We start from the raw sequence: 22667 nt of genomic DNA on the forward strand, positions 1-22667 counted from the left end.
GTGGCCCTCGGCAAAAAGAACACCGCCTCAAGGAAGCGCACCCACCCGGTGGTCGCACCGTACCCGCACCCTTCGGGGGCCGTTGCGCCCTCCATCCCGGCTGAGTTCATTCCCCGCCATGTGGCGATCGTGATGGATGGCAACGGCCGCTGGGCCAACCAGCGGGGCCTGCCCAGGATTGAAGGGCACAAGGCAGGGGAGCCTGCACTGCTGGACGTGATGGCAGGTGCCATCGAGCTGGGCATCGAGTACGTCAGCGTGTATGCCTTCTCCACCGAGAACTGGCGCCGGTCCCCGGAGGAAGTCCGCTTCCTGATGGGATTTAACAAGGATGTGCTGCGCCGGCAGCGGAACCAGCTCGACGAGTGGGGCGTCCGGGTCCGGTGGTCGGGCCGGCGGCCCCGCCTGTGGGGTTCGGTCATCCGCGAGCTTGAAGAGGCGGAGGAGTTCACGGCGGGCAACAGCACCTGCACGTTGACCATGTGTGTTAATTACGGCGGCCGGGCGGAGATCACGGATGCCGTCTCCGCCATCGCGGCCGAGGTGGCCGCCGGCAGGCTCAAACCCGGTGCCATCACGGAACGGACCATCCAGAAGTACCTTGACGAGCCGGACCTGCCGGACGTGGACCTGTTCCTCCGCAGCTCGGGGGAGCAGCGGCTCTCCAACTTCCTCCTGTGGCAGTCCGCCTACGCCGAGTTCGTTTTTATGGACACCCTGTGGCCCGACGTCGACCGGCGCACGCTCTGGGCGGCAGTGGAGGAGTACGCCCAGCGGGACCGCCGCTACGGCGGGGCCGTGGACGCGGCCGCACCTGCGGGTTCTTAGGTTCGAGGCCGCGCAGGCAGCGTACCCAAAGACCCGCGGGCCAAGCAGGGGGCGGCATTCAGGCGGAGTAGGCCCTGAGCCACGCCGCCAGGTCCCGGCAGGCCTCCTCCCGTACGCCGCGGCGGGAAAGGAAGACGTCGTGGATGGCGCCCGGATAGCGGAAGACCGCCACCCGCCGTCCCAGGCGCAGCGCGCGGTGGGCTGTTTCCTCGACGTCGATTACGGCGTCGGCCTCCATCATCTCCGCCGACCACTCGATCTGGATGCGGGTCCGGTGCGAGAGCAGGACCAGCGCAGGGGCCCGGATGTCCAGCCGGCGCTCCACCGCGGCATGGCCGGCAAGCACCGCCTTGGCCCAGCCGGCCCTGATGGGGAATGATGCCCTGGGCCGCCACAGGGGGTCGAGGTGCCACTCGCCGTAGGCCTCGCTGCTGACGCTCTGCCAGTAGCCGGGCATCTCCGGGAGCCATAGGGGACGCCGGGGGTCGGCCCTGGACAGCGGGTCCACCAGGTGCATCGCAATTGTGCGAATGATACTGCTGCCCTGCAGTTCCAGCCACGGCGCGTTCAGGATCAGGGTGCCCAGCGCCGTCGGGTTGCGGTCAGCCCACAGTGCGGTAATCAGCCCGCCCAGTGAATGCGCCAGGACGTGGACAGTGGGTGCAACCCCCGGGCCCAGGCGGTCCTTGAGGTCTTCCCTGATCGCCCCGAGGGCCGCGGCGAGGTCCTCGTCATAGACCGCCAGGTCATCAGTGAAACCCGGCGTCTGCCAGGGCCGGAGGCTGCGGCCGAATTTGCGCAGGTCCACGGCGTAGAAGGGGAACCCGGCGTCGGTCAGGTATTTTGCCAGCTCCTCCTGGAAGAAGTAGTCCGCCCAGCCGTGGACGTACAACACCGCGTTAACCGCAGGCTGCTCCGCCGTCGTCGGAAATGCCGCCGGCTCCCTGGCGACGCAGCGGACAAGCGTTGCACAGACGTCGCCCTCATCGTCCGGGGCGAGGGGAAGGACACGCTGCTCGAAACGCGGCCCCAGGATGTCGGCAGTCCAGAGGGCCGCGTCCGTATCCCTGCCCACCTGTGCGCCGGTCATCCGCTGCCTCCGCTGAGGGATGGGTCCGGCTCCCCGTCCCCGTAAGCCCGGAGCCAGCGCGCAAGCCGGGCGTACGCGTCGGCGCGCACGGCGGCGGGGGAGAGGAACACGTCGTGCAGGGCGCCGTCGATCCGCTCCACGGTGACGGTCCGGCCCAGGGTCAGGGCACGGGCAGCAATAATGTTGACGTCGAGGACGGCATCCGTCCGCCGCATCTCCTCAGACCAGAAGAGTCCGTTGGCGCTGCCGCTGGAGAGCAGGACGAGGATGGGGACCTCGATGTTGAGTCCCCGCGCCACCCGTGAATGCCCGGCCAGGACGGCACTGAGCCATCCCGCCCGCACGGGAAAAGCCATGGGGGGACGGTAGCGGTCATCCAGCGTCCACTCTCCGTCGGCCGAACTGCTGATGGTCCGCCAGTAAAAGCCCCGCTCCGGCAGCCTGAGCACGGCTTCGGGCCGGAACCGGGCCACAGGTCCCACCATGCCCGCCGTGGCACGCCGCACCAGTGAACTGCCGTGCATCTCCAGCCAGGGGCTGTTGAGGACCAGCCGTGCCACCCGGCCTGGATGCCGGCTTGCCCAGAGCACGGCCACCAGCCCACCCGTCGAATGCCCCATAAGGGTAAGGGACAGGTCTGCCCCGTCCTGGGCGATCAGCCGGCACGCCATGTCGATTTCGGCGTCATAATCCCCGAGGTCCGACACATAGCCGCCCGGCGACTCCGGCCGCAGGCTCCGTCCGTGGTTGTGCATGTCCAGTGCGTAGAAGTGGTACCCGGCCGATGACCAGAAGCGGGCGAGGTCTACGTTGAAGAAATAATCACTCCAGCCATGCAGGAAAAGGACCACCCTGCGGCGTCCGGGGGAGGAGGTCAACGCTGCCACGGCAGGGCGAAAGCGGACCAGTGTGGCCGTGCGCTCCACACTGTCCGGTCCCATGGCCTGAAAGGCGTGTGACTCAAAGTCCTCGCCCAGGATGTCCTGCTGCCACTCCATGGGATTATGCTAATCCGCTGCCGGTTTGACCTGCCCATTTTGGTCTGGGCCCTCCAAGGCGGAAAACTAGAGTCATGCGCGTTTACCCCACATTCTTCAGGCTTGCCTTTTCATGGATGGACGCCGAGCGCGCCCACAAAATCGGGTTCAAGGCCATCAGGCTGGCGCACCGCTCCGGCGCGGGAAAGGTCCTGGAAAAGCTCACTGCCCCCGCACCGTCCCTGCAGACCACGGCTTTCGGCGTGACTTTTCCGTCACCGTTCGGGCTTGCTGCCGGGTTCGACAAGGAAGGGCACGGCATCGAGGCGCTGACCGAGCTCGGGTTCGGCCATGTTGAGGTAGGGACCATCACCGGCCAGGCCCAGCCCGGCAACGAGAAGCCGCGGCTCTTCCGCCTGGTCCAGGACCGCGCCGTCATCAACCGGATGGGCTTCAACAACGACGGCGCAACGGCCGTGGCCCCGCGGCTCAGGGCCGCCCGCGCTGCGCTGCAGCGCCGGCACCCGGACGTGCGCCCCGTCATCGGTGTCAACATCGGCAAGACCAAGGCGGTGGAACTGGCGGACGCCGTGGATGACTATCTTGTGAGTGCCCGCAGCCTTGCACCCGCCGCCGATTACTTGGTGGTCAACGTGAGCTCGCCCAATACACCCGGGCTGCGCCTGCTCCAGGATGTGCAGTCGCTCCGTCCGCTGCTGGCCGCCGTGGGCGAAGAAGCTGACCGGGCTGCCGGACGCCACGTCCCCCTGCTCGTGAAGATCGCGCCTGACCTCAGCGACGAGGATATCGACGACGTCGCCCGCCTGGCGCTGGATCTCAAGCTGGACGGCATCATCGCCACCAACACCACCATCGCCCGGGACGGTTTGGCCTCGCCGGCGGACCAGGTGGAGAAGTGCGGTGCGGGCGGGCTCTCCGGCGCCCCGCTGAAGAAGCGTTCCCTCGAGGTGTTGCGCAGGCTGAAGGATGTCACGGGCGACGCCCTCACCCTGGTGGCGGTGGGCGGCGTGGAAACAGCGGAGGATGTCCAGGACAGGCTCGACGCCGGGGCAACGCTGGTCCAGGGCTACACGGCTTTCCTCTATGAGGGGCCGTTCTGGGCCGCACGCATCAACCGCGAACTGGCGAGGAAGCCCCGGTCCTGACCCATGGACCGCGGCGCCCTGCGCGCCCTCATCCTTTAAACGCGAAACCCCGGCGGATCGACCGCCGGGGTTTCGCGCTTATGAAGACCGTTACCGGTCAGGCGGGATACTGCCCGCGCTTGACCTGGGGCTTGGGAAGACGGAGTTTGCGGAACTGCAGGGACCGCATGGAGCCGTACCAGACGGTGCCGCGCTCCACCTCGCCGAACTTGGCCGTCAGCCGCTTGCGGAGCTGGCGGGACAGGATGAACACGTCCACAAAGACGGCCAGGAACATCACCCAGAACCCGCCCAGGACGTAAATCATCATGTCGCTGGATGCCGGGACCACCAACGACACCAGGACGAAAACCAGGGCACCGAACATGAGGTATTCACCGAGGCTGAAGCGCGCGTCGACGTAGTCACGGGCAAAGCGTTTCTGCGGGCCCTTGTCACGCAGCGGCAGGAATTTCTCGTCGCCGGTGTCCAGCGCCTGGCGCATCTTGAGGCGCTGGTCCTGGATGGCCTGGCGCTCGGCAGCCTTCGATGCCTTGCGGTCCTCAGGGACTAGCGGGCGCTTGCGGGCAGCTTCCTGTGCCTTGCGGGTGGGGGTCGGGGCCCCCTTGCCGCTCAATCCGTTGGCCCGCGCCGCCGCCTCTGCAGCTTGTTGGTCTACTGTTTGCTGCGCCGAGGGCGCTTCCTTTTTACGTCCGAACACCTGAACAGAATACCTTGCGGCAGGCCCAGGATTTGCTGTAAGGCCCACCGCGCCCCCACAACGGAGGATGTGACGCGGGTAATGTTTTTGGCATGACTTCATCGCCCGCGGCTATGCCGCAGAATCCCAGTGCCCACCCACCCCAGGGCTTTGCCGGAAACAGCTCGACGGAGGATCTCCGTGCCGCCATCGACAGGTCCTTCGGCACTACCCTTGAAAGGCTTAAGGCGCTGGTCGCCATCCCCGGCATTGCATGGCCAAGTTTTGACCGCGGGCCCCTGGAGCGCAGTGCCGAAGCAGTAGCGGAACTGCTGCACGGCGCCGGCCTGGACAATGTGCGGATCCTTGCCTGCGACAAGCCGGACGGCACCCCGGGAGGTCCCGCCGTCGTCGCCCGCAGGCCTGCCAGGGACGGCAAGCCGACGATCCTCCTTTACGCGCACCACGACGTCCAGCCCACGGGGGATACCGGGCTGTGGGAGACCGAACCATTCACCGCCGTCGAGAAGGACGGGCGCCTGTACGGGCGGGGCGCAGCGGACGACAAAGCCGGGATCATGGCCCACATCGCCGCCTATGCGGCAGTTTCGGAGGTACTTGGCAGCTCGCTCGGTCTCGGCGTGACGTTCTTCTTTGAGGGCGAGGAAGAAGCAGGATCACCCACTTTCCGGAGATTCCTGGAGGAAAACCGTGAGCTGCTCCGTGCCGATGTCATCGTGGTCGCCGATTCGAGCAACTGGAAAGTCGGCATTCCGGCCTTGACCACCAGCCTGCGGGGCCTGGTGGACGGGACCATCGAAGTCCAGGTCCTCGAGCACGCCGTGCACTCGGGCATGTACGGCGGGCCCGTGCTGGATGCACCCACCCTGCTGTCCCGCCTCATTGCCACGTTGCACGATGACGAAGGAAATGTCGCCATCGGGGGACTGGTGGCAAGGGACACGGCGGCCGTGGAACTTCCGGAGGAGGATTACCGGGCTGACGCATCAGTGCTCGACGGCGTACGGCTTGCCGGGTCAGGGAGCATCGCCTCACGGCTCTGGACCAAGCCTGCCCTCTCCATCATCGGGTTCGACGCACCTTCCGTGGACGCTGCCTCGAACACCCTGTTGCCGCGCGCGCGGGCGAAGTTCAGCCTAAGACTGGCGCCGGGGCAGAATCCGGAGGAGGCGATGGAGGCCGTGCGCTGGCATGTGGAGTCGAATGCTCCGTTCGGAGCGCGGGTCACCTTCACGCCGGGGGAGAGCGGAAACCCGTTCCTGACCGACACCTCCTCGCCGGCGGCCTCGCTGGCGATGTGGGCACTGGGAGAGGCCTGGGGCGTACCCGCGGTGGAAACCGGCATAGGCGGTTCCATTCCCTTCATCGCCGACCTGACGGAGCTGTACCCGGACGTGCAGATCCTCGTGACCGGGGTTGAGGATCCGGACTCCCGGGCTCACAGCGCCAATGAGTCGCTGCACCTTGGCGACTTCCGCAAAGCCATCCTGGCGGAGGCGCTGCTCCTCGCCCGGATCAACGAACACGGGCTGTAGGGTCTTCCCGCGGGGCGGCTGCCGGTACCTCTCCGGGGCCGGATCAGGGGCTTTCCCCGGGAACAAGAGGGGCCCAACCATGGTTACGTCAGGAGTTAGAGCTACACGTCCGCCCCGCGTAGCATGTAGCTATAGCCCATACCGAAACCGTAGGGGCAGGCACCGCCAGCGCGGCGCCGCCAGACCGTCCTAAGAAGGTAGGCCAATGAGCACCGCAACAAATGAGAACAGCACCGGAACCACCAGCACGGCCAGCGATGAACTGCCCGTCCACGAGGTCAAACTGACCGACGTCGCCGCAGGCAAGGTACGCAGCCTTCTCGAGCAGGAAGGCCGTACGGACCTGCGCCTCCGGGTTGCTGTGCAGCCCGGCGGCTGCTCCGGGCTGATCTACCAGCTGTACTTCGATGAGCGGCTCCTGGACGGAGACGCCGTCCGGGACTACGACGGCGTCGAGGTTGTTGTGGACAAAATGAGCGTTCCCTACCTCAGTGGTGCGTCCATCGACTTCGAGGACACCATCTCCAAGCAGGGGTTCACCATCGACAACCCCAACGCCGGCGGCTCCTGCGCCTGTGGGGATTCGTTCCACTAAGCCGGTTATTTCGCCCGATGCCGGCGCCGGGCCACCTGCCGAAAATATCGGTACGGGGGCACGGCGCCGACATGTGGGCGAAACGCCCGGCGGAGCGGTAAGCTCTACACCGAGTAGTAAAACTTTTAGTGTGCCCGGGGCGGCCGAGTCTTCCCGGACAGCAGCAACAAGTAGGAAGGGCCGTCTGTGAGTTCGCAGAACCGAACCGGCAGCCGACGCAAAACGATCACAACGATCTCAAGCTTGGCAATCGCCGGCGCGTTGGTTTTGACCGGATGTTCGCCAGAGGTAGAGAAAGGGTGGCTGCCCACGGAACGTGGCACCACCAGCAACACCGACCGCATCATGGACCTCTGGGTCAACTCATGGATTGCCGCCCTGGTTGTGGGCATCATTACCTGGGGCCTGATCGTCTGGTGCCTGGTCGCGTACCGCCGCCGCAAAGGCACCGTCGGGTTCCCGCGGCAGACCAGCTTCAACCTCCCCCTGGAAGTCTTTTACCTGACCATCCCGCTGTTCATGGTTGTGGTGTTCTTCTACTTCACCGACCGCGACCAGCAGGCGATCGACAACCGCTCAGAGCCCGCCGACGTCGTTGTTGACGTCCGCGGCAAGCAGTGGGCCTGGGACTTCAACTACAAGGCCGGCGACGTCATCGAAGAGGACGTCTACGAAGCAGGCGTGCAGACCAACCTCACCGGCAACACCATCGACAAGGAACAGCTCCCCACGCTGTACCTGCCGGTGAACAAGTCGGTTGACCTCGAGCTCAATGCACGCGACGTCATCCACTCCTTCTGGGTTCCCGCCTTCCTGCAGAAGCGCGACATGATCCCGGGCAAGACCAACTACATCAGGTTCACCCCCACTAAAGAGGGCACCTACGACGGCAAGTGTGCCGAACTTTGCGGCGAGTACCACTCCGAAATGCTGTTCCGCGTCAAGGTGGTGTCGGAATCCGAATTCCAGGCCCACATGGACGAACTGCGCGAAGCAGGCAACACGGGTCTCCTCGGCGTCGAGTACGACCGCAACCCGAACGTGAACGAAATTAAGTAAGGGGAGCGACGTGGCTACGTACACTCAATCCGCACCCACCGGAGTCCTTCCAGCTCCCGTGGTTCCGAAGTCCAAGGGGCGCATCGTCGTCAACTGGATCACCTCCACCGACCACAAGACCATCGGGTACATGTACCTGATCGCGTCCTTCGTGTTCTTCTGCCTCGGCGGCGTGATGGCCCTGCTCATCCGCGCTGAGCTGTTCGAGCCCGGTATGCAGATCCTGCAGACCAAGGAGCAGTACAACCAGCTGTTCACGATGCACGGCACCGTGATGCTGCTGATGTTCGCAACGCCGCTGTTTGCCGGCTTCGCGAATGTCATCATGCCATTGCAGATCGGCGCTCCGGACGTGGCCTTCCCGCGACTGAATGCGCTGGCCTTCTGGTTCTTCCTCTTCGGCTCCACCATTGCGGTGTCCGGCTTCATCACCCCGCAGGGTGCAGCGTCCTTCGGATGGTTCGCCTATGCGCCGCTGTCCAACACCACCTTCAGCCCCGGCATCGGCGGTGACCTGTGGGTGTTCGGCCTGGCGTTGTCCGGCTTTGGAACCATCCTGGGTGCGGTCAACTTCATCACCACCGTTATCTGCATGCGTGCCCCGGGCATGACCATGTGGCGGATGCCGATCTTCACCTGGAACATCCTCGTCACGGCCATCCTGGTCCTGATGGCTTTCCCGCCGCTGGCAGCTGCTCTGTTCGCCCTCGGCGCCGACCGGCGCTTCGGTGCCCACATCTTCGACCCGGAGAACGGCGGCGCAGTCCTCTGGCAGCACCTGTTCTGGTTCTTCGGCCACCCCGAGGTGTACATCATCGCCCTGCCGTTCTTCGGCATCGTGTCCGAGATCTTCCCGGTGTTCAGCCGCAAGCCGATCTTCGGCTACAAGGGCCTGGTCTACGCGACCATAGCCATTGCCGCGCTGTCCGTCACCGTCTGGGCCCACCATATGTACGTGACCGGCTCGGTGCTGCTGCCGTTCTTCGCGTTCATGACGATGCTGATCGCAGTGCCCACCGGCGTGAAGTTCTTCAACTGGATCGGCACCATGTGGCGCGGTTCGCTGACCTTCGAGACGCCCATGCTGTGGAGCATCGGCTTCCTGGTCACGTTCCTCTTCGGCGGCCTGACCGGCATCATCCTGGCCTCCCCGCCGCTGGACTTCCACGTCTCCGATTCCTACTTCGTGGTGGCGCACTTCCACTACGTGGTGTTCGGCACCGTGGTGTTCGCGATGTTCGCCGGGTTCTACTTCTGGTGGCCCAAATTCACCGGCAAGATGCTCAACGAACGCCTTGGCAAGATCCACTTCTGGCTCCTGTTCCTGGGCTTCCACGGAACCTTCCTGATCCAGCACTGGCTGGGTGTTGAAGGCATGCCCCGCCGCTACGCCGACTACCTGGTGGAAGACAACTTCACCTGGATGAACCAGTTCTCCACGGTTGCCTCGTTTGTGCTGGGTGCATCGCTGATCCCGTTCTTCTGGAACGTGTACATCACCTGGCGCAGCGCCGAGAAGGTGCAGGTGGATGATCCGTGGGGCTTCGGCGCTTCGCTGGAATGGGCCACGTCCTGCCCGCCGCCGCGGCACAACTTCACGTCGCTGCCCCGGATCCGCTCGGAGCGGCCGGCACTGGACCTGCACCACCCTGAACTTCGCCAGGTCCACACCGTTGAGTCACCCGCTCCCGCAGCCAAGACGCTCGGAAACGCCGACCAGAGGGACAACTGACAATGAAAATTGAATCCTGGATTTTTGGTGCCGGCGTCTTCTTCTTCGTTCCGATCTCCCTGGTGTACGGTTTCCTCACCAACTGGGGCGAGTGGGTTGGCATCCTCGGCATCCTTCTCGTGGGCGGCCTTGCCGGCATGATCGGTGGATACCTCGGGTTCACCGGCAAGCGCGTAGGCCTCCGTCCCGAGGACCGCAGCGACGCCGAGATCCACGAAGGTGCCGGCGAGCAGGGGCACTTCAGCCCCTGGAGCTGGTGGCCGCTCTTCCTGGGCCTTGCATGCGCTACGGGCTTCCTGGGACTTGCCGTGGGCTTCTGGATTGTCTACATCGCGGCCGGCATGGCCGTTGTAGCGCTGATTGGCTGGGTCTACGAGTACAGCCGTGGAGACCACGCCCACTAGCAGTACCGCAGCATAAACAACGATGTCGGGCCCCACCGAAAGGTGGGGCCCGACGTCGTTGTTTGCAGTGTGTCCAGCGCGCCTCAGGCGGCCCCCTGCGACTCCAGGAGCTTGCCGAGCACGCGGAGTGCCTCCTCGGCGTCCCGGCGGCTCTGCGACCCGTCAAGCACGGCTTCGCTGACACCCAATTCCACTTCGCAGCCGTGCTCGAAGTCGGCCGTCATCACCTGCAGAAGCGAGCGTGCATCCACGTGCCGGGCACCGTCCCTGGAAATAGTGACCGGCAGGCCTGTTTCTGTGACAGCCCGTACGAAGACAGCGGCGGGACGGGCGTGCAGCCCCACCGAGGCTTTGACCACGGCCTTGTGTACTGGCAAGGGAAACTCCTCTTTTGTGGCGGTCCACCGCCGCCGGTGACATTTTCCTGACAAATATAGCTGCCCGGAGTCCCGCTCCACGAAGCGGCGGGCGTAGAGACCGCACTGGTCTAGACCTGCCCTAAAATTGGAGGGTGAATTCGAATCCAGGGGAGACCCGCCATGGCTCCTAGCGCGGCAGCCATCACCGGTGACATCGACCGGACCAGTGGCACAGCGATCTACGTGCAGCTCCGTGAAATCCTGCGTTCCTATATTGCGCAGTCCTGCCCGCCCGGATCGGCCCTGCCCTCGGAGCGCGATCTTGCCGAGCGCTTCGGCCTGGCACGGATGACGGTCAGGCAGGCCATCGACGCCCTGGTGGGTGAAGAGGTGATCGAGCGGGTGGTGGGACTGGGGACGTTCGTCCGCAGGCCGAAACTGGATCTCCAGGTCAAACTGACGTCGTACAGCGAGGAGATGCAGCGGCGCGGAATGGTGCCGGCCGCAAAGGTGCTGAGCTTTGAGCAAATCGCTGCGAGTGCGTTCCTGGCACGGGAACTGCAGTTGGACGAGGGGACGCCGCTGGTGCGGTTTCGCCGCCTGCTCCTGGCCGACGGTGAGCCGATGAGTGTCGATGAGAACTTCATTCCCGCGCACCGCGTGCCGGGACTGCTGGACGGGGAGCCGCCCACGTCGCTCTACAACGTCCTGAGTGAACAGTTCGGCCTGGTGATGGAGTGGGGCGAGGACATGATCGAGGCTACGGCTGCGTCGCCCTCCACAGCCCGCCTGCTGAACGTGGAGGTGGGCTCACCCCTGCTGAAGATCCAGCGCCATGCCTTTGTTGCCCGGGCGATGGTGGACTACTCCGTGTCGTACTACCGCGCTGACAGATACAAGCTGTGGGTTCCGCTGCAGCGGCCCGGTGCGCGCCGGGCTCGAAACCACTAGGCGCCTCCGACGGTTGAGGGGATGCCCGAACACAGTTTTGCGCTTCCGGCACGATCTTAAACAATGAAGGCCCGGTCCTCGTGGACCGGGCCTTCATTGTCTATTGCAGAACCTAGTGGGACAGGCTCTTTGCTGCTTCTGGTGCCTCGACTGCCTCGTGGCCATGGCCATGGGCGGCTTCCAGCTCAGCTGGGGTGGCCGGGGCGACGCGGTCCTCGAAGAACCACTTGGAGAGGAACGCGCGGCGCTTTTCCTTGCGGGTCACCACGCCGTGTTCGTTGGGTACGGCGGGGAGGACCTCAGGGGACTCGAAGCCAACCAGCTTGTAGCGCTTGTACTCGTCCAGCGGTGCGTGCACCTCGATGAACTCGCCGTGCGGGAGCCGGACGATGCGTCCTGTTTCCCGTCCGTGGAGTGCGATTTCGCGGTCCTTCCGCTGAAGGGCCAGGGCGACGCGCTTGGTCACGATAAAGGCAATGATCGGGCCGATGAAGAACAGTGCGCGCAGCCAGTACGTGACGTCGTTCAGCGAGACGTGGAAGTGGGTGGCGATGAGGTCGGAGCCGGCCGCGGCCCACATGACGCAGTACCAGACGAAGCCGGCCATACCGATGGCGGTCCGTGTGGGAGCGTTGCGGGGGCGGTCCAGCACATGGTGCTCACGGTCATCCTTGGTGATCCACCGTTCAATCCACGGGTACATGAACATCACGGTGAACAGGATTCCGGCCGGTACCAGGGCGGGCAGCAGGACGTTGAACGAGAAGACGAAGCCAAGCCAGGTCTGCTCCACCTGCCAGTCCCCAAGGGTCCCGGGCATCAGGCGCAGGGCGCCGTCAACGAATCCGATGTACCAGTCAGGCTGGGTACCCGCGGACACGGGGGAGGGGTCGTAAGGGCCGTAGTTCCAGATCGGGTTGATCGTGAAGAAACCTGCCATGAGCGCCAGGACGCCGAACACAATGAAGAAGAATCCACCGGCCTTGGCAGCATATACAGGTCCGAGCGGGTAACCGACGACGTTGTTGTCGTTGCGGCCGGGGCCGGGGTACTGGGTGTGCTTGTGGACCACCACCATGAAGAGGTGGAGGACAATCATCAGCAGGATCAGTGCCGGAACCAGCAGGATGTGCAGCATGTAAAGGCGGCCGATGACAGCGGTACCCGGGAACTCGCCGCCGAAGAGGAAGAACGAGATGTAGGTACCGATGACCGGGATGGACTTGATGACGCCGTCGATGATGCGCAGGCCGTTGCCGGAGAGCAGGTCATCAGGAAGGGAGTATCCGGTGAAGCCGGCCGCCATGGCGAGGATGAGCAGTACGCTGCCCACAACCCAGTTCATTTCGCGGGGCTTGCGGAAAGCTCCGGTAAAGAAGACCCTCAGCATGTGCACGGCGATGGAGGCTACGAACAGCAGGGCAGCCCAGTGGTGCACCTGGCGCATGAACAGTCCGCCACGGATATCAAAGGAGATATCCAGCGATGAGCTGTACGCCACGGACATCTCCACGCCCTTCAACGGGACGTAGGAACCGTCGTAGTGGGTCTCCGCCATCGACGGATCAAAGAAGAACGTCAGGAACGTACCGGACAGCAGGAGGATGACGAAGGAGTACAGCGCCACTTCGCCGAACATGAAGGACCAGTGGTCCGGGAAGACCTTTCGGCCGAATTCGCGGAGGATTCCGGAACCGCCAACACGCTGGTCGACAAAGTCGGTAAACCGGCCTGTCTTGGTTTTGGCGACGAAAGCGGGCTCAGCTGTTGATGCTGCGCTCATGCATATCACGCTCCCAGTAACTTGGTCCTACAGGTTCTTTGAAGTCGCTGGTGGCGACCAAGTAGCCCTCGTCATCAACTGCGATGGGCAGCTGGGGGAGAGGCCGGCTGGCCGGGCCAAAGATTACCTTGCACTCTTGCGTGAGGTCGAAGGTCGACTGGTGGCACGGGCATAGCAGGTGGTGCGTCTGCTGCTCATACAGAGCAACAGGGCAACCGACATGGGTGCAGATCTTGGAGTATGCAACGATCCCGTTGTAGCCCCAGTCCTCGCGGCCCTCGGACGGGTTCAGGGATGCCGGGTCGAGACGCATGAGCAGCACGACGGCCTTGGCCTTTTCGTTGAGCTTGCCCTCGTGGAGGTCATTGAGGCCTTCGGGGATGACGTGGAACGCCGAACCGATGGTGACGTCGGATGCCTTGATGGGCGTTCCGTCGGGGTCACGGGCCAGCCGCTTGAGCTTGCCCTCCTGGGGTGCCCACAAGGTGTGGGCAAGCTTGTCGTCGGGACGCGGACCGAGGTCGCCGAAGATGGCAACTGCCGGCAGCGGTGCAAGGGCAACCGCACCCAGGAGCGTGTTCCGGATAAGGGGACGGCGCTTGATGCCCGTCTCCTCAACGATGTCGTCGACGATGCGGACAGCCGCCTGGCGGTCCTCCTCGTAACGGATCGCGTGGCGTTCCTCGGAAACTTCGTGGTCCGGCATCAGGGCCTTGGCCCAGTGAACGATGCCGGTGCCGATGCCGAGCATCGCGAACGCGGTTCCCAGGCCCAGCAGCATGTTCTGGAGCCGGATGGTTGCAATGCTTGACTCTTCGGCTCCCAGGTCGATGGCGAAGTACGCCACCAGGAAGATCAGGGTTCCAACAACAGAGATGCCAAATAGTAAGGCGACCTGCCGTTCTGCCCGCTTTGCGGCCTTCGGGTCCGTGTCAGCCAGGCGCAAACGGTGCGGAGGAATTCCAGGATCCTGGAACTTCTCCACCTCATTCTGACCAGCCGTAGCTACGGTGCCCGAGTGGTTCGGACTGCCGTCACTATGGTTGCCCATAATTCGCCTCATCCTTCTCTCGTCCCGGCGGATACCGGGTTAGTTTCTAATATCAAGCTGCTGACGGATCAGCAGAAGTGTGCGGTGGCGCAGGTGTCAGGATGTCCGGGAGGTCAACCAGATCGTGAAAGCGATGATGACGCCAAGGCCGGCGACCCAGACAAACAGGCCTTCAGCCACAGGCCCCAAGGAGCCAAGGTCGGCACCGCCCGGGGAACCGGTGGTCTCGATCTGCTTCAGGAAGGTGATGATGTCGCGCTTGTCTTCAGGAGTGATGTTGGAGTCGCTGAACACGGGCATGTTCTGGGGACCCGTCACCATGGCCTCGTAGATGTGCTTACCCGATACATCTGCGAGGGCGGGTGCGAACTTACCTCGGGTCAGGGCGCCACCGGCAGCGGCAGCGTTGTGGCACATGGCGCAGTTCACGCGGAAGAGCTCGCCACCGGCTGCGGCGTCGCCGCCTTCGTCAAGCAGGCTTTCTTCAGGAATCGCCGGGCCTGCGCCCAGGGAAGCGACATACGCTGACAGCTGGTTGGTCTGCTCATCGTTGAACTGAACAGGTTTCTTCATCGCCTGGGGACCGTTCATCTGCATCGGCATGCGGCCGGTGCCCACCTGGAAGTCAACAGCGGCTGCTCCCACACCAACAAGCGACGGACCCGCGTCGGTGCCGCTGGCACCCATGCCGTGGCACGTGGCGCAGTTGGCGGCGAAGAGCTTGCCGCCCTCCTCAACGTCGTCGGCGCTGTAGGAGGTGGTGGAAGCCTTGGCCTCGTTGACGGTGGTAGCCACGGCGTAGAGCCCACCCGTGATGAGGAGCCCCATCAGGAGCAGCGCTATTGCTGCAAGTGGGTGACGCCGCTTTTGTGAGAGTGCCTTCACGTGGTGGTTCCTTTATTCGATCCTGCGCCGGCTCCGGGAGCCGCTACCTGAAATTCTGCCTCTTGTAGAAAAAGAATCAAAGCTGGCTACTTGAGTACGTAGATGACCAGGAAGAGGCCGATCCACACGACATCCACGAAGTGCCAGTAGTAAGAAGTGACAATCGCCGAAGTCGCTTCGAAATGCCCGAACTTCTTCGCGGCAAAAGACCGGCCCATGATGAGCAGGAAGGCAACGAGCCCGCCAATGACGTGCAGGCCGTGGAAGCCGGTGGTCATGTAGAAGGCGGAGCCGTAGGCGTTGGAGGAGAGCGATACGTGCTCAGAGACCAGCATCGCGTACTCGGTGGCCTGCCCGGCGACGAAGAAGGCACCCATGAGGAAGGTCAGGGTGAACCATTCGTTCATTCCCCAGCGGGCGAACTGGAACACACCCCCGGTCCTTCGCGGCTGCAGGCGCTCGGCGGCGAAGACGCCCATCTGGCAGGTAAACGAACTGGCCACGAGGACAATCGTGTTGGCAAGCGCGAAGGGGAAGTTGAGCTTGGCTGTCTCGTCCGCCCACATCTGTGCGCTTGTGGAGCGCAGTGTGAAGTACATGGCGAAGAGACCGGCAAAGAACATCAACTCACTCGACAGCCACACAACGGTTCCAACGGAAACCATGTTGGGGCGGTTCAGCGTGGGGTGCGCCGGGGTACTGGGGGCATGGGTCGCAGATGTCACATAGACATTATGTCTGTAAAAGTCCGTGCTGCCCAACGCAAACCGCCCTTTTCGGGGGACTTTTTCTACAAAGACGCGAATTCGCGCGGAAAAGTTCCCGCAGGGGTTCATATTGGTCAGTCCGCGCCAACGCTCGATAGCATCAGGAGGTGACTTCACAGGCTTCCGCACCGACCGGCAACTCTTGGCCCCGCCTGATCTCGGCACTGATCAGCCGGACAGATCTCACTGCCGACAATACGTCGTGGGCGATGGACACCATCATGTCCGGGGAGGCCACGCCGGCGCAGATCGCGGGATTCCTTGTCGCCCTCAGCGCCAAGGGTGAGACGGTGGAGGAGCTCTCCGGCCTGGTGGATGCCATGCTTGCCCACGCAAACCCCATCAGCATTTCGGGCGAAAAACTCGACATCGTCGGCACCGGCGGAGACCAGTTGAACACGGTGAACATCTCCACGATGGCGGCCCTGGTCGCTGCCGGCGCCGGCGCCAAGGTCGTCAAGCACGGCAACCGTGCGGCGTCGTCGTCGTCCGGTTCTGCCGACGTGCTGGAGGCCTTGGGTGTCCGGTTGGACCTGACCATTGATGAGGTTGCCCGCAACGCCGAGGAGGCGGGGATCACCTTCTGCTTTGCGCAGGTGTTCCATCCGTCGTTCCGCCACACCGCGGTCCCCAGGCGGGAACTGGCTGTTCCCACGGCGTTCAACTTCCTGGGCCCCCTCACGAACCCGGCCAAGGTGCAGGCCTCAGCTGTCGGCGTCGCCAACGCCAGGATGGCGCCGCTGGTGGCGGGCGTCCTGGCGCAGCGGGGGAGCAGGGGACTGGTTTTCCGGGGCAATGACGGCCTCGATGAGCTCACCACCACCGGGCCGTCCACCGTCTGGGAGATTCGGAACGGGGCTGTGAGCGAAATGACATTTTCGCCGCAGGACCTTGGCATCAGCCTGGCAACGGTGGAGCAACTTCGCGGCGGCAACGCGGAAGTGAACGCGGCGGTTGTCCGGGACGTCCTTGCGGGCAAGGAAGGCCCCGCCCGTGATGCCGTTTTGCTTAACGCTGCCGCTGGACTGGTGGCCTTCGACGAAAACGCCGACGGGCCCTTCCTGGACCGGATGAGGACGGCCTTTGTCCGTGCAGCCGAATCGATTGATTCCGGCGCCGCCGCAGCTGTCCTGGAGAAATGGGTTTCCCTTACCGCCCGCTGAGGGCGGCTTGCCTACTGCTCGAAGCCCAGGGAAAACGCCGCGTCCAGGTCATGCTGGGAGTAGGCGCGAAAAGCAATATGCGTCGTGGTGTGGACGACTGCCGGCACTTTCGAGAGCCGGTCTGCAATGACATCGGCCAGGTCCTCGTGCCGGTGCACGCGGGCGACGGCAATGAGGTCCCATTCGCCGGTGACGGAATATACCTCGCTGATGCCCTCGATCGCCGAGATCTCCTCGGCCGTCTCGGGGATGCGGGCAGCGTCGGTCTTGATCAGGACGAATGCGGTGATCACGTTGAACCCTTTCGGATCTGTTGCGCCGTGGCAGTGCCCGGCCGGCTTCTGCTGCCAGCCTATTACATCAGCACCGGGGTGCTGCTGGAGCACACCGCGTCCGGCCGCTTACGTACGGCGGCGTCGCCTCGCGCCTGCAAGCAGCAGACGATAGCCAACCAGCAAGACTCCAAGGCTGAGCAAAGCAACGATGACGAACGGGAGCACTACGGTTTGCCCCGTCACGGCCCTCAGGGTCATCCCGCCCGCCACGCTGCCGAGCCACACGGCAAGCCCGGCCCGGCGCACCGACAACGGGTCCCGCCATGCCCTTGCCACCAGCCACCCCAGGGCCGCGCCCGCGAGGAACGGCCAGGCCGTCTGCAGGACGCCGGCCAGAATGTCGCCGCGCTGGTGTGCGTCGCGTCCCACAGCTGCGAACACCAGGATCAGGACGACGTCGGCTGCTGCGGCACCGAGCAGCAGGGGCATGGTGGGCGGCTTTGGAGCTTTAACAGCGCGGGGACTCATGGATTCGAGCCTAATGCCAGCCGTTGTGCGGTGTGGAATGCGGCACTAGGCTCGAGCCGGAAGGGAGCCACGTATGCCACGGAAAATCGGTACCTGCCTCTGGTTCGAGAACCAGGCGGAAGAAGCGGCACAGTTCTACACTTCGGTCTTCGACGATTCGAAAATCCTGAACGTTTCGCGCTTCGGGGAGGGCGGATCGGGTGTGGCAGGTGAGGCTATCGCCGTCGACTTTGAACTAGAAGGCCGCGGATTCACTGCGCTGAACGGTGCGCGGGGCTCCAGCTTCACGGAAGCTGTCTCCTTCGTGGTGGACTGCGAGGACCAGTCCGCGGTGGACCGGTACTGGGAAGCACTTACCGACGGCGGCTCCGAAAGCCAGTGCGGCTGGTTGAAGGACCGCTTTGGAGTGTCATGGCAAATTGTTCCGTCGATCCTGCCGTCCTTGATCGCCGGCCCCGACCCGCACGGCTCGCAGCGGGCGATGCAGGCCATGCTGGGTATGGGGAAGCTGGACATCGCGGAGCTCCAGAGGGCCTATGACGGCTGACGCCGCCGGTGCGGCGATGACAAGGGGAGCCCTGTGAACAAGCCGCTCTGGATCTGCTCCCTGCTTGGCGCCGCCGTGGGCATCACCCTTGGGCTGGCTGTCTTCGACAGCCCGTTTCTCGGTTTTGCGCTAGGTCTTGGCGTCGGAGCGCTGGTAGGGGCCGGAATAGGATCCAAGCGCTGACCCGCCCGGCTGCGTTCCGCCTGCCCGGGCAGAAACTCGTTATGCGGTGCCGGCAAGAACAGTGTCCCGCATGTAAGCGACGAACTTGCCGGGCTCCTCGAACAGCGGCCGGTGCCCCGATTTCCCAAATTCCACCACCTCTACGCCGGGCGCAGCGAGAACCGATACCCATTCGCGGAATGGCTCAACCCGGCCGCGCGCCTCATGCGCGCCCTGGACGAAAAAGACAGGGATATCCAGCGAGACAGCTGTTTTCCGGAAGTCGGTGTCCTGGAGTTGCGGGTAGAGGACCGCGAAGGTGTCCATGAACGCGCCGAGCAGATGTACCTGGTCGGTAAAGGTGTATTCGGGGACGAGGAAGTTCTCGGAGAACCCGCCCTCACCTTCCGAATTGCCGGTGTGGTCGTAGGGGTAGACAGCATATTCATGGGACAGTGCGGTTTCGTAGTCGAGCATCCTCCCGTAGGGCGGGGGACCGATGTCCTCCAACTGACGGGCCAGTTCCTGGCTGTTGGTCTTTTTCGCCCAGTCAAGGGTGTCCTCATAGAAAATCCGGTCGGTCTCGAGGGGACTGACCATTTGACCCACCCCAATGAACGCGCGGTACAGTTCCGGGGCCCGCTGTACGGCAATGACGCCGTGGATGGTTCCGCCGGACTGGCCCATGAGATATATGCGTTCCTGGCCAAACCGATCCCGCAGGTAATTGGTCACCGTAAGCGTGTCCTCGATGTATCCCTCCAGGCTAAGGGTGGAGGTTGGGTCAAGGTCCGGGTAGGACGTGCCGGTGCCGCGCTGGTCAAGCGTGGCCACAACAAAGATTTCTTCCAAGGCAGGGAGATGGTTGCGCATGGCGCCGAATTCGGATCCACCAGGGCCGCCGGCCAGGAACAGCAGGACCGGATTACGCGTACTGGCGCCGCGCAGCATCAGGCCCAGGTCCTTGTCCCCGGCCCGCACAGAGCTAAGCTCTGCAATGCTTCCGGCCAGCGGTTGGCCGTCAGGGCCCACCAAAGGGGCGGTCGATGCCGGCCGGGCAATCACGGCAGCCAACGCTAGGAGCGCCAGGCCGACGGCTACGGCAGCAGTTCTCCGAATTCCGCGCCAAAGTGCTGCGTGGCGGCCGGGGGAGTGCTGACCGGACCGCATAAGTGCGGCGCCAAGGGCCGCGCCGAGAATCATGGGCGTGAGGCCGAGAAGGGCGTGGAAACCGCGTCCTACGATGAAGGCAAGAAGGCCGTAAGGGCTGGTCTGGACACTGTCCACGGTTGGTCCATCAACACCCATGCGGGTTGCTTCAAACACGGCGACGGAGACGGCAGGTGAAAAGAGCGTCGCCCAGCGCGACCGCATCAGTGCTCCCGCAGAAACGCCCACGAACAGGCTGACAGCCATGGTTGCCAGTGCTTCCGCTGTTGTCAACGGGCCCCGAGGCATCAACCACCCGGAGAGGAGCCCCCATCCTCCAGCCAGGGTCACAGCGATGGCCGGCCCGGTATACCTGCCGGACATAATCTTGCCGGGAGGCCCGGAGGAGCCTTTCCGAGGTGGCCGTTGCGTCGGCGATCCGGTACTGGGCACTGCTTGCAGCCTCCTGGCCACGCTGCTTCAGGGTCATGCCATGCTCTTGCACGGACATCCAGCATGCGGCTTTGTGGCCACAGCAGGCAGAGCCAAAAGTCCCGAGGTGGGCCGCACGGCGCTGGCTGTTCGTAAAGCCATACCGATAGCGGTCTCTCCCCTTGGAAAAAGGGGACAGAACGCATTGACAAGGGCAAACGAAATGAGGATCCTCAGTTCTACTGATCCACCACATTTAGCTGAACCGAAATCAGGTTCCCATGGACGACGACGGCTATGGAGAATTGAAACTGGACCTGCTCGGGTCCTGGCGCCTACGCCAGGACGGCGTCGTTGTCCACGTCGCGACACGGCAGCAAAGGCTCATCGCGGCCCTGGCCATTAAGGGCCCACGTCTCCGGAGCTATCTCGTAGGGCTGCTGTGGCCCGAGTACCCGGATTCCAAAGCCCTGGAAAGCCTGCGGGTCAGCGTCCATCTGACGTCCCGGCAGGTGCCGGGACTGATCGTCAACGAGGGCAGGTTGCTGTCCCTGAGCGACCGGGTCGAGGTCGATGTGAACCGGATCCGGGAACATGCGCGAACGCTGGGCCAGCCCGGCACCGTTGCAGGCGCCGCCTCCCTGCTTGGGGAGCTGCGTGATGCACCACTGCTTCCCGGCTGGTATGAAGACTGGGTGGTGTTTGAACAAAGCCGCCTGCAGCAGGACAGGCTGCAAATTTTCACGGATATCGCCGCGAGGTCGCTCACATTGGGGGACTACGGAACGGCAGGGGCAGCCGCAGAGGCGGCGGTGGGCATCGAACCGCTCTATGAGAACGCCGTCGGACTCCTGATTCGGGCAGAACTGCAGCGAGGCAATCCGGGGGCCGCGTTGCGGGCCTATGAGCGGTATCGGCAGCAACTGCAGGAGGACATGGGGCTGCTGCCCGCGGAGCCGGTCAGGGAACTCCTTGCCCCCGTCCTTGAACGCCGGGAGCGCGTGGCGAAGGAGCGCCTAGTTCCGGCCGGTGACCCCTGGCTGGGCGGCGAGCCAGTGCTTAACAACTTTTAGAACTTCCGCTGGGTCGGCAGTAGAAACAGTGTGCTGGCCGCGGCCGGCTGTCTGCCCGTAGGTAATTCTTGCCCTGAAGCCCTGGGGATGGCCCGGTTCATGCCAGGTGCGGATAATCAACAAACCTGTCGAGGGGAGCTCCGGATCGGCACCGGACTCACCAGCGGGCTCGGACCAGCTGTGCTCTTGCATCGCGCGGTCACGCCTCCCCGGGTTGAGTTCAATGCCTGGGAGGGCCAGGGCATACGCCCGGGCCCATCCTATTGCCGCCCGAAACTTGTTTTCCCTGGCGGGACGTCTGTTCAGGTGTTCTGATCTTGCTGGAGGAAAATCAGGAGTTGGCCCGCGTTTCCGAAATTTTGGCGCAAGAATGGCCGGGGCGGTCACCAGTGCATGACAGCGGTCTGTCCGGACTCTCCGGCCCAGTACAGACGGACACGCACCACGTACCGCCTGCCCTGGAACAGCTTCGCGGATACCCGTGAGTTCCGGTCTTCTCCGCTGTCATCGTCCCCGGCGACGAAGCGCAACCCGCCCTGCACTTCCTCGAACAGGACCAGCACGGTATCGGCTGCACCGAAGGTGCCTATCTCGTACTTGCGCGAGGCCTGGGGCTCCAGCGCAAAGTCAGCCTGGCCGCCGGGAACCAGGGAAAGCGGCACCGATTGGAACGGGTGGAGAACAGGCAGCGTGGGGTGCAGGGCGGGAAAGAACTTCCGCACCCATTCCTTATCCGCGTTGGACAGGCCGCCCGGCGGATTAAGCCCCGATTGGAATCGCGCAGGTTCCTTGATCAACCCGGCGGGGAACCAATACTCCATGACCGAATCAGGGTCCCAGGACGACCCGTCGACCTCGCTGGTGTCAATCTTGCGGAGCACATTGTGCAGTGTCTGCTCCGGCGGCCAGTGGTTGGGCGCGCCGCCGAAGTATTCGTACACCTTGGCTTCGTCCCAGACGATGCCGGAAAAGGGGTTCTGGTGTTCGTGCGGCAGGCCCAGGGTGTGGCCGATCTCGTGAAGTGCCGTGGTGCGGCCGTATTCATCTGTGAGATCCCAGCCAAAATTCATGGTGGGCTCGTTGGCGCTGATGCCCAGGACGTCCCGCCCGACGTACGACCATGAGCCGTCGCCCTGGTCAAAGGCGATCCGGACTTCCGCTTCGCTGCGGTCTGCCACTTCGGAAAACTCCAGGCCGATGCCCAGGTCCTTCCACTCCTTGAAGGCTGTGCGGACTGCTTCCTTTTGTGGCGCAGGCGCGGCCAGGAACCAGTAGTGCAGCACGGTGCCGTTGACCCATTTGAGCCTTAGCAGGCGGATGAGGCGCTCTCTGCGGGTCGACAGATCCGGACGGAGAACCGGACGGGTTTGGGGCTTTTCGTCACAGTGGCGGCCAGCTGGCTGGTCATTCACGGCTACTCGGTCATCCACGGCTGGCTCCTCGAAAGCTGGTCACT

At 64.0% G+C, this 22667-nt stretch carries 24 protein-coding genes; 12 read left to right on the plus strand and 12 right to left on the minus strand.

Going from position 1 to position 22667, the window contains the following annotated elements:
- The gene (locus HTS88_RS00325) at positions 1-828 is read left to right on the plus strand and encodes an isoprenyl transferase (protein WP_174174387.1); all 828 of its coding nucleotides are present in this window, start codon (positions 1-3) and stop codon (positions 826-828) included.
- A 58-nt stretch (positions 829-886) separates the two neighbouring features.
- Here the strand turns inward: HTS88_RS00325 and HTS88_RS00330 are convergent, their stop codons facing one another.
- Positions 887-1918, minus strand: a complete 1032-nt coding sequence (locus tag HTS88_RS00330; RefSeq protein WP_174174389.1) for an alpha/beta hydrolase — start codon at positions 1916-1918, stop codon at positions 887-889.
- Positions 1915-2916, minus strand: a complete 1002-nt coding sequence (locus HTS88_RS00335) for an alpha/beta hydrolase (RefSeq protein ID WP_174174391.1) — start codon at positions 2914-2916, stop codon at positions 1915-1917. The genes HTS88_RS00330 and HTS88_RS00335 overlap by 4 nt, the downstream gene beginning before the upstream one ends.
- Before the next feature lie 74 nt (positions 2917-2990).
- On the opposite strand from HTS88_RS00335, the gene HTS88_RS00340 reads away from it, so the two are divergent.
- The gene (locus tag HTS88_RS00340) at positions 2991-4061 is read left to right on the plus strand and encodes a quinone-dependent dihydroorotate dehydrogenase (RefSeq protein WP_174174393.1); all 1071 of its coding nucleotides are present in this window, start codon (positions 2991-2993) and stop codon (positions 4059-4061) included.
- A gap of 97 nt (positions 4062-4158) precedes the next feature.
- Here the strand turns inward: HTS88_RS00340 and HTS88_RS00345 are convergent, their stop codons facing one another.
- Positions 4159-4761, minus strand: a complete 603-nt coding sequence (locus tag HTS88_RS00345; protein WP_066275932.1) for a DUF3043 domain-containing protein — start codon at positions 4759-4761, stop codon at positions 4159-4161.
- A gap of 92 nt (positions 4762-4853) precedes the next feature.
- On the opposite strand from HTS88_RS00345, the gene HTS88_RS00350 reads away from it, so the two are divergent.
- The 5 genes from HTS88_RS00350 to HTS88_RS00370 all read left to right on the plus strand — a co-directional run bounded on the left by HTS88_RS00350 (position 4854) and on the right by HTS88_RS00370 (position 10086).
- Positions 4854-6296 carry a dipeptidase gene (locus HTS88_RS00350; protein ID WP_174174395.1) on the plus strand — a complete coding sequence of 481 codons (1443 nt, stop codon included), beginning with the start codon at positions 4854-4856 and terminating at the stop codon, positions 6294-6296.
- Positions 6297-6501: 205 nt separating this feature from the next.
- Positions 6502-6891 carry a HesB/IscA family protein gene (locus HTS88_RS00355; protein WP_066275924.1) on the plus strand — a complete coding sequence of 130 codons (390 nt, stop codon included), beginning with the start codon at positions 6502-6504 and terminating at the stop codon, positions 6889-6891.
- A gap of 186 nt (positions 6892-7077) precedes the next feature.
- Positions 7078-7950, plus strand: a complete 873-nt coding sequence (gene ctaC / locus HTS88_RS00360) for an aa3-type cytochrome oxidase subunit II (RefSeq protein ID WP_066275922.1) — start codon at positions 7078-7080, stop codon at positions 7948-7950.
- A gap of 10 nt (positions 7951-7960) precedes the next feature.
- A complete protein-coding gene (ctaD, locus tag HTS88_RS00365) occupies positions 7961-9682 on the plus strand; it encodes an aa3-type cytochrome oxidase subunit I (protein WP_174174397.1) in 1722 nt (573 codons plus the stop codon).
- 2 nt (positions 9683-9684) lie between these two features.
- On the plus strand, positions 9685-10086 hold the full coding sequence (locus HTS88_RS00370; protein ID WP_066275919.1) for a cytochrome c oxidase subunit 4: 402 nt from the start codon (positions 9685-9687) through the stop codon (positions 10084-10086).
- An 83-nt stretch (positions 10087-10169) separates the two neighbouring features.
- Here the strand turns inward: HTS88_RS00370 and HTS88_RS00375 are convergent, their stop codons facing one another.
- Positions 10170-10463: an HPr family phosphocarrier protein gene (locus tag HTS88_RS00375; protein ID WP_174174399.1), complete on the minus strand. Its 294-nt coding sequence runs from the start codon at positions 10461-10463 to the stop codon at positions 10170-10172.
- A 162-nt stretch (positions 10464-10625) separates the two neighbouring features.
- Here HTS88_RS00375 and HTS88_RS00380 point away from each other — a divergent pair, with 162 nt between their 5' ends.
- Positions 10626-11396 (plus strand): GntR family transcriptional regulator, encoded by a 771-nt coding sequence (locus HTS88_RS00380; RefSeq protein WP_174174401.1) that lies wholly within the window; start codon positions 10626-10628, stop codon positions 11394-11396.
- A gap of 112 nt (positions 11397-11508) precedes the next feature.
- On the opposite strand, the gene qcrB is transcribed toward HTS88_RS00380, so the two are convergent.
- The 4 genes from qcrB to ctaE all read right to left on the minus strand — a co-directional run bounded on the left by qcrB (position 11509) and on the right by ctaE (position 15840).
- Positions 11509-13179, minus strand: a complete 1671-nt coding sequence (gene qcrB, locus HTS88_RS00385; RefSeq protein ID WP_174174403.1) for a cytochrome bc1 complex cytochrome b subunit — start codon at positions 13177-13179, stop codon at positions 11509-11511.
- Complete coding sequence (gene qcrA / locus HTS88_RS00390) at positions 13157-14230, minus strand: cytochrome bc1 complex Rieske iron-sulfur subunit (protein ID WP_174174405.1); 1074 nt, start codon at positions 14228-14230, stop codon at positions 13157-13159. The genes qcrB and qcrA overlap by 23 nt, the downstream gene beginning before the upstream one ends.
- A 96-nt stretch (positions 14231-14326) precedes the next feature.
- Entirely contained in the window at positions 14327-15115 is a 789-nt protein-coding gene (qcrC, locus tag HTS88_RS00395; RefSeq protein ID WP_174174407.1) for a cytochrome bc1 complex diheme cytochrome c subunit, read from the minus strand.
- A gap of 86 nt (positions 15116-15201) precedes the next feature.
- Positions 15202-15840 carry an aa3-type cytochrome oxidase subunit III gene (gene ctaE, locus HTS88_RS00400; protein ID WP_216636661.1) on the minus strand — a complete coding sequence of 213 codons (639 nt, stop codon included), beginning with the start codon at positions 15838-15840 and terminating at the stop codon, positions 15202-15204.
- 149 nt (positions 15841-15989) lie between these two features.
- On the opposite strand from ctaE, the gene trpD reads away from it, so the two are divergent.
- The gene (gene trpD, locus HTS88_RS00405) at positions 15990-17045 is read left to right on the plus strand and encodes an anthranilate phosphoribosyltransferase (RefSeq protein ID WP_174174409.1); all 1056 of its coding nucleotides are present in this window, start codon (positions 15990-15992) and stop codon (positions 17043-17045) included.
- A gap of 11 nt (positions 17046-17056) precedes the next feature.
- Here trpD and HTS88_RS00410 read toward each other — a convergent pair whose 3' ends face one another.
- Positions 17057-17338, minus strand: coding sequence for an Lrp/AsnC family transcriptional regulator (locus tag HTS88_RS00410; protein ID WP_013601017.1), 282 nt, complete (start codon positions 17336-17338; stop codon positions 17057-17059).
- A 108-nt stretch (positions 17339-17446) separates the two neighbouring features.
- Complete coding sequence (locus HTS88_RS00415; RefSeq protein ID WP_174174411.1) at positions 17447-17848, minus strand: DUF3054 domain-containing protein; 402 nt, start codon at positions 17846-17848, stop codon at positions 17447-17449.
- Positions 17849-17921: 73 nt separating this feature from the next.
- On the opposite strand from HTS88_RS00415, the gene HTS88_RS00420 reads away from it, so the two are divergent.
- Entirely contained in the window at positions 17922-18395 is a 474-nt protein-coding gene (locus tag HTS88_RS00420; RefSeq protein WP_174174413.1) for a VOC family protein, read from the plus strand.
- Between the two features lie 33 nt (positions 18396-18428).
- The gene (locus HTS88_RS00425; RefSeq protein ID WP_174174415.1) at positions 18429-18578 is read left to right on the plus strand and encodes a hypothetical protein; all 150 of its coding nucleotides are present in this window, start codon (positions 18429-18431) and stop codon (positions 18576-18578) included.
- A gap of 39 nt (positions 18579-18617) precedes the next feature.
- Here the strand turns inward: HTS88_RS00425 and HTS88_RS00430 are convergent, their stop codons facing one another.
- Positions 18618-19973, minus strand: a complete 1356-nt coding sequence (locus tag HTS88_RS00430; protein ID WP_174174417.1) for an alpha/beta fold hydrolase — start codon at positions 19971-19973, stop codon at positions 18618-18620.
- 446 nt (positions 19974-20419) lie between these two features.
- Between HTS88_RS00430 and HTS88_RS00435 the strand changes: the two genes are divergently transcribed.
- Positions 20420-21211 (plus strand): AfsR/SARP family transcriptional regulator, encoded by a 792-nt coding sequence (locus tag HTS88_RS00435; RefSeq protein WP_174174419.1) that lies wholly within the window; start codon positions 20420-20422, stop codon positions 21209-21211.
- Positions 21212-21594: 383 nt separating this feature from the next.
- Here the strand turns inward: HTS88_RS00435 and HTS88_RS00440 are convergent, their stop codons facing one another.
- Complete coding sequence (locus HTS88_RS00440) at positions 21595-22641, minus strand: M12 family metallopeptidase (RefSeq protein WP_251420103.1); 1047 nt, start codon at positions 22639-22641, stop codon at positions 21595-21597.
- Between the last annotated feature and the right edge of the window lie 26 nt (positions 22642-22667).

The organism is Pseudarthrobacter oxydans (assembly GCF_013314975.1).
Classification (GTDB): Bacteria; Actinomycetota; Actinomycetes; order Actinomycetales; family Micrococcaceae; genus Arthrobacter; species Arthrobacter oxydans.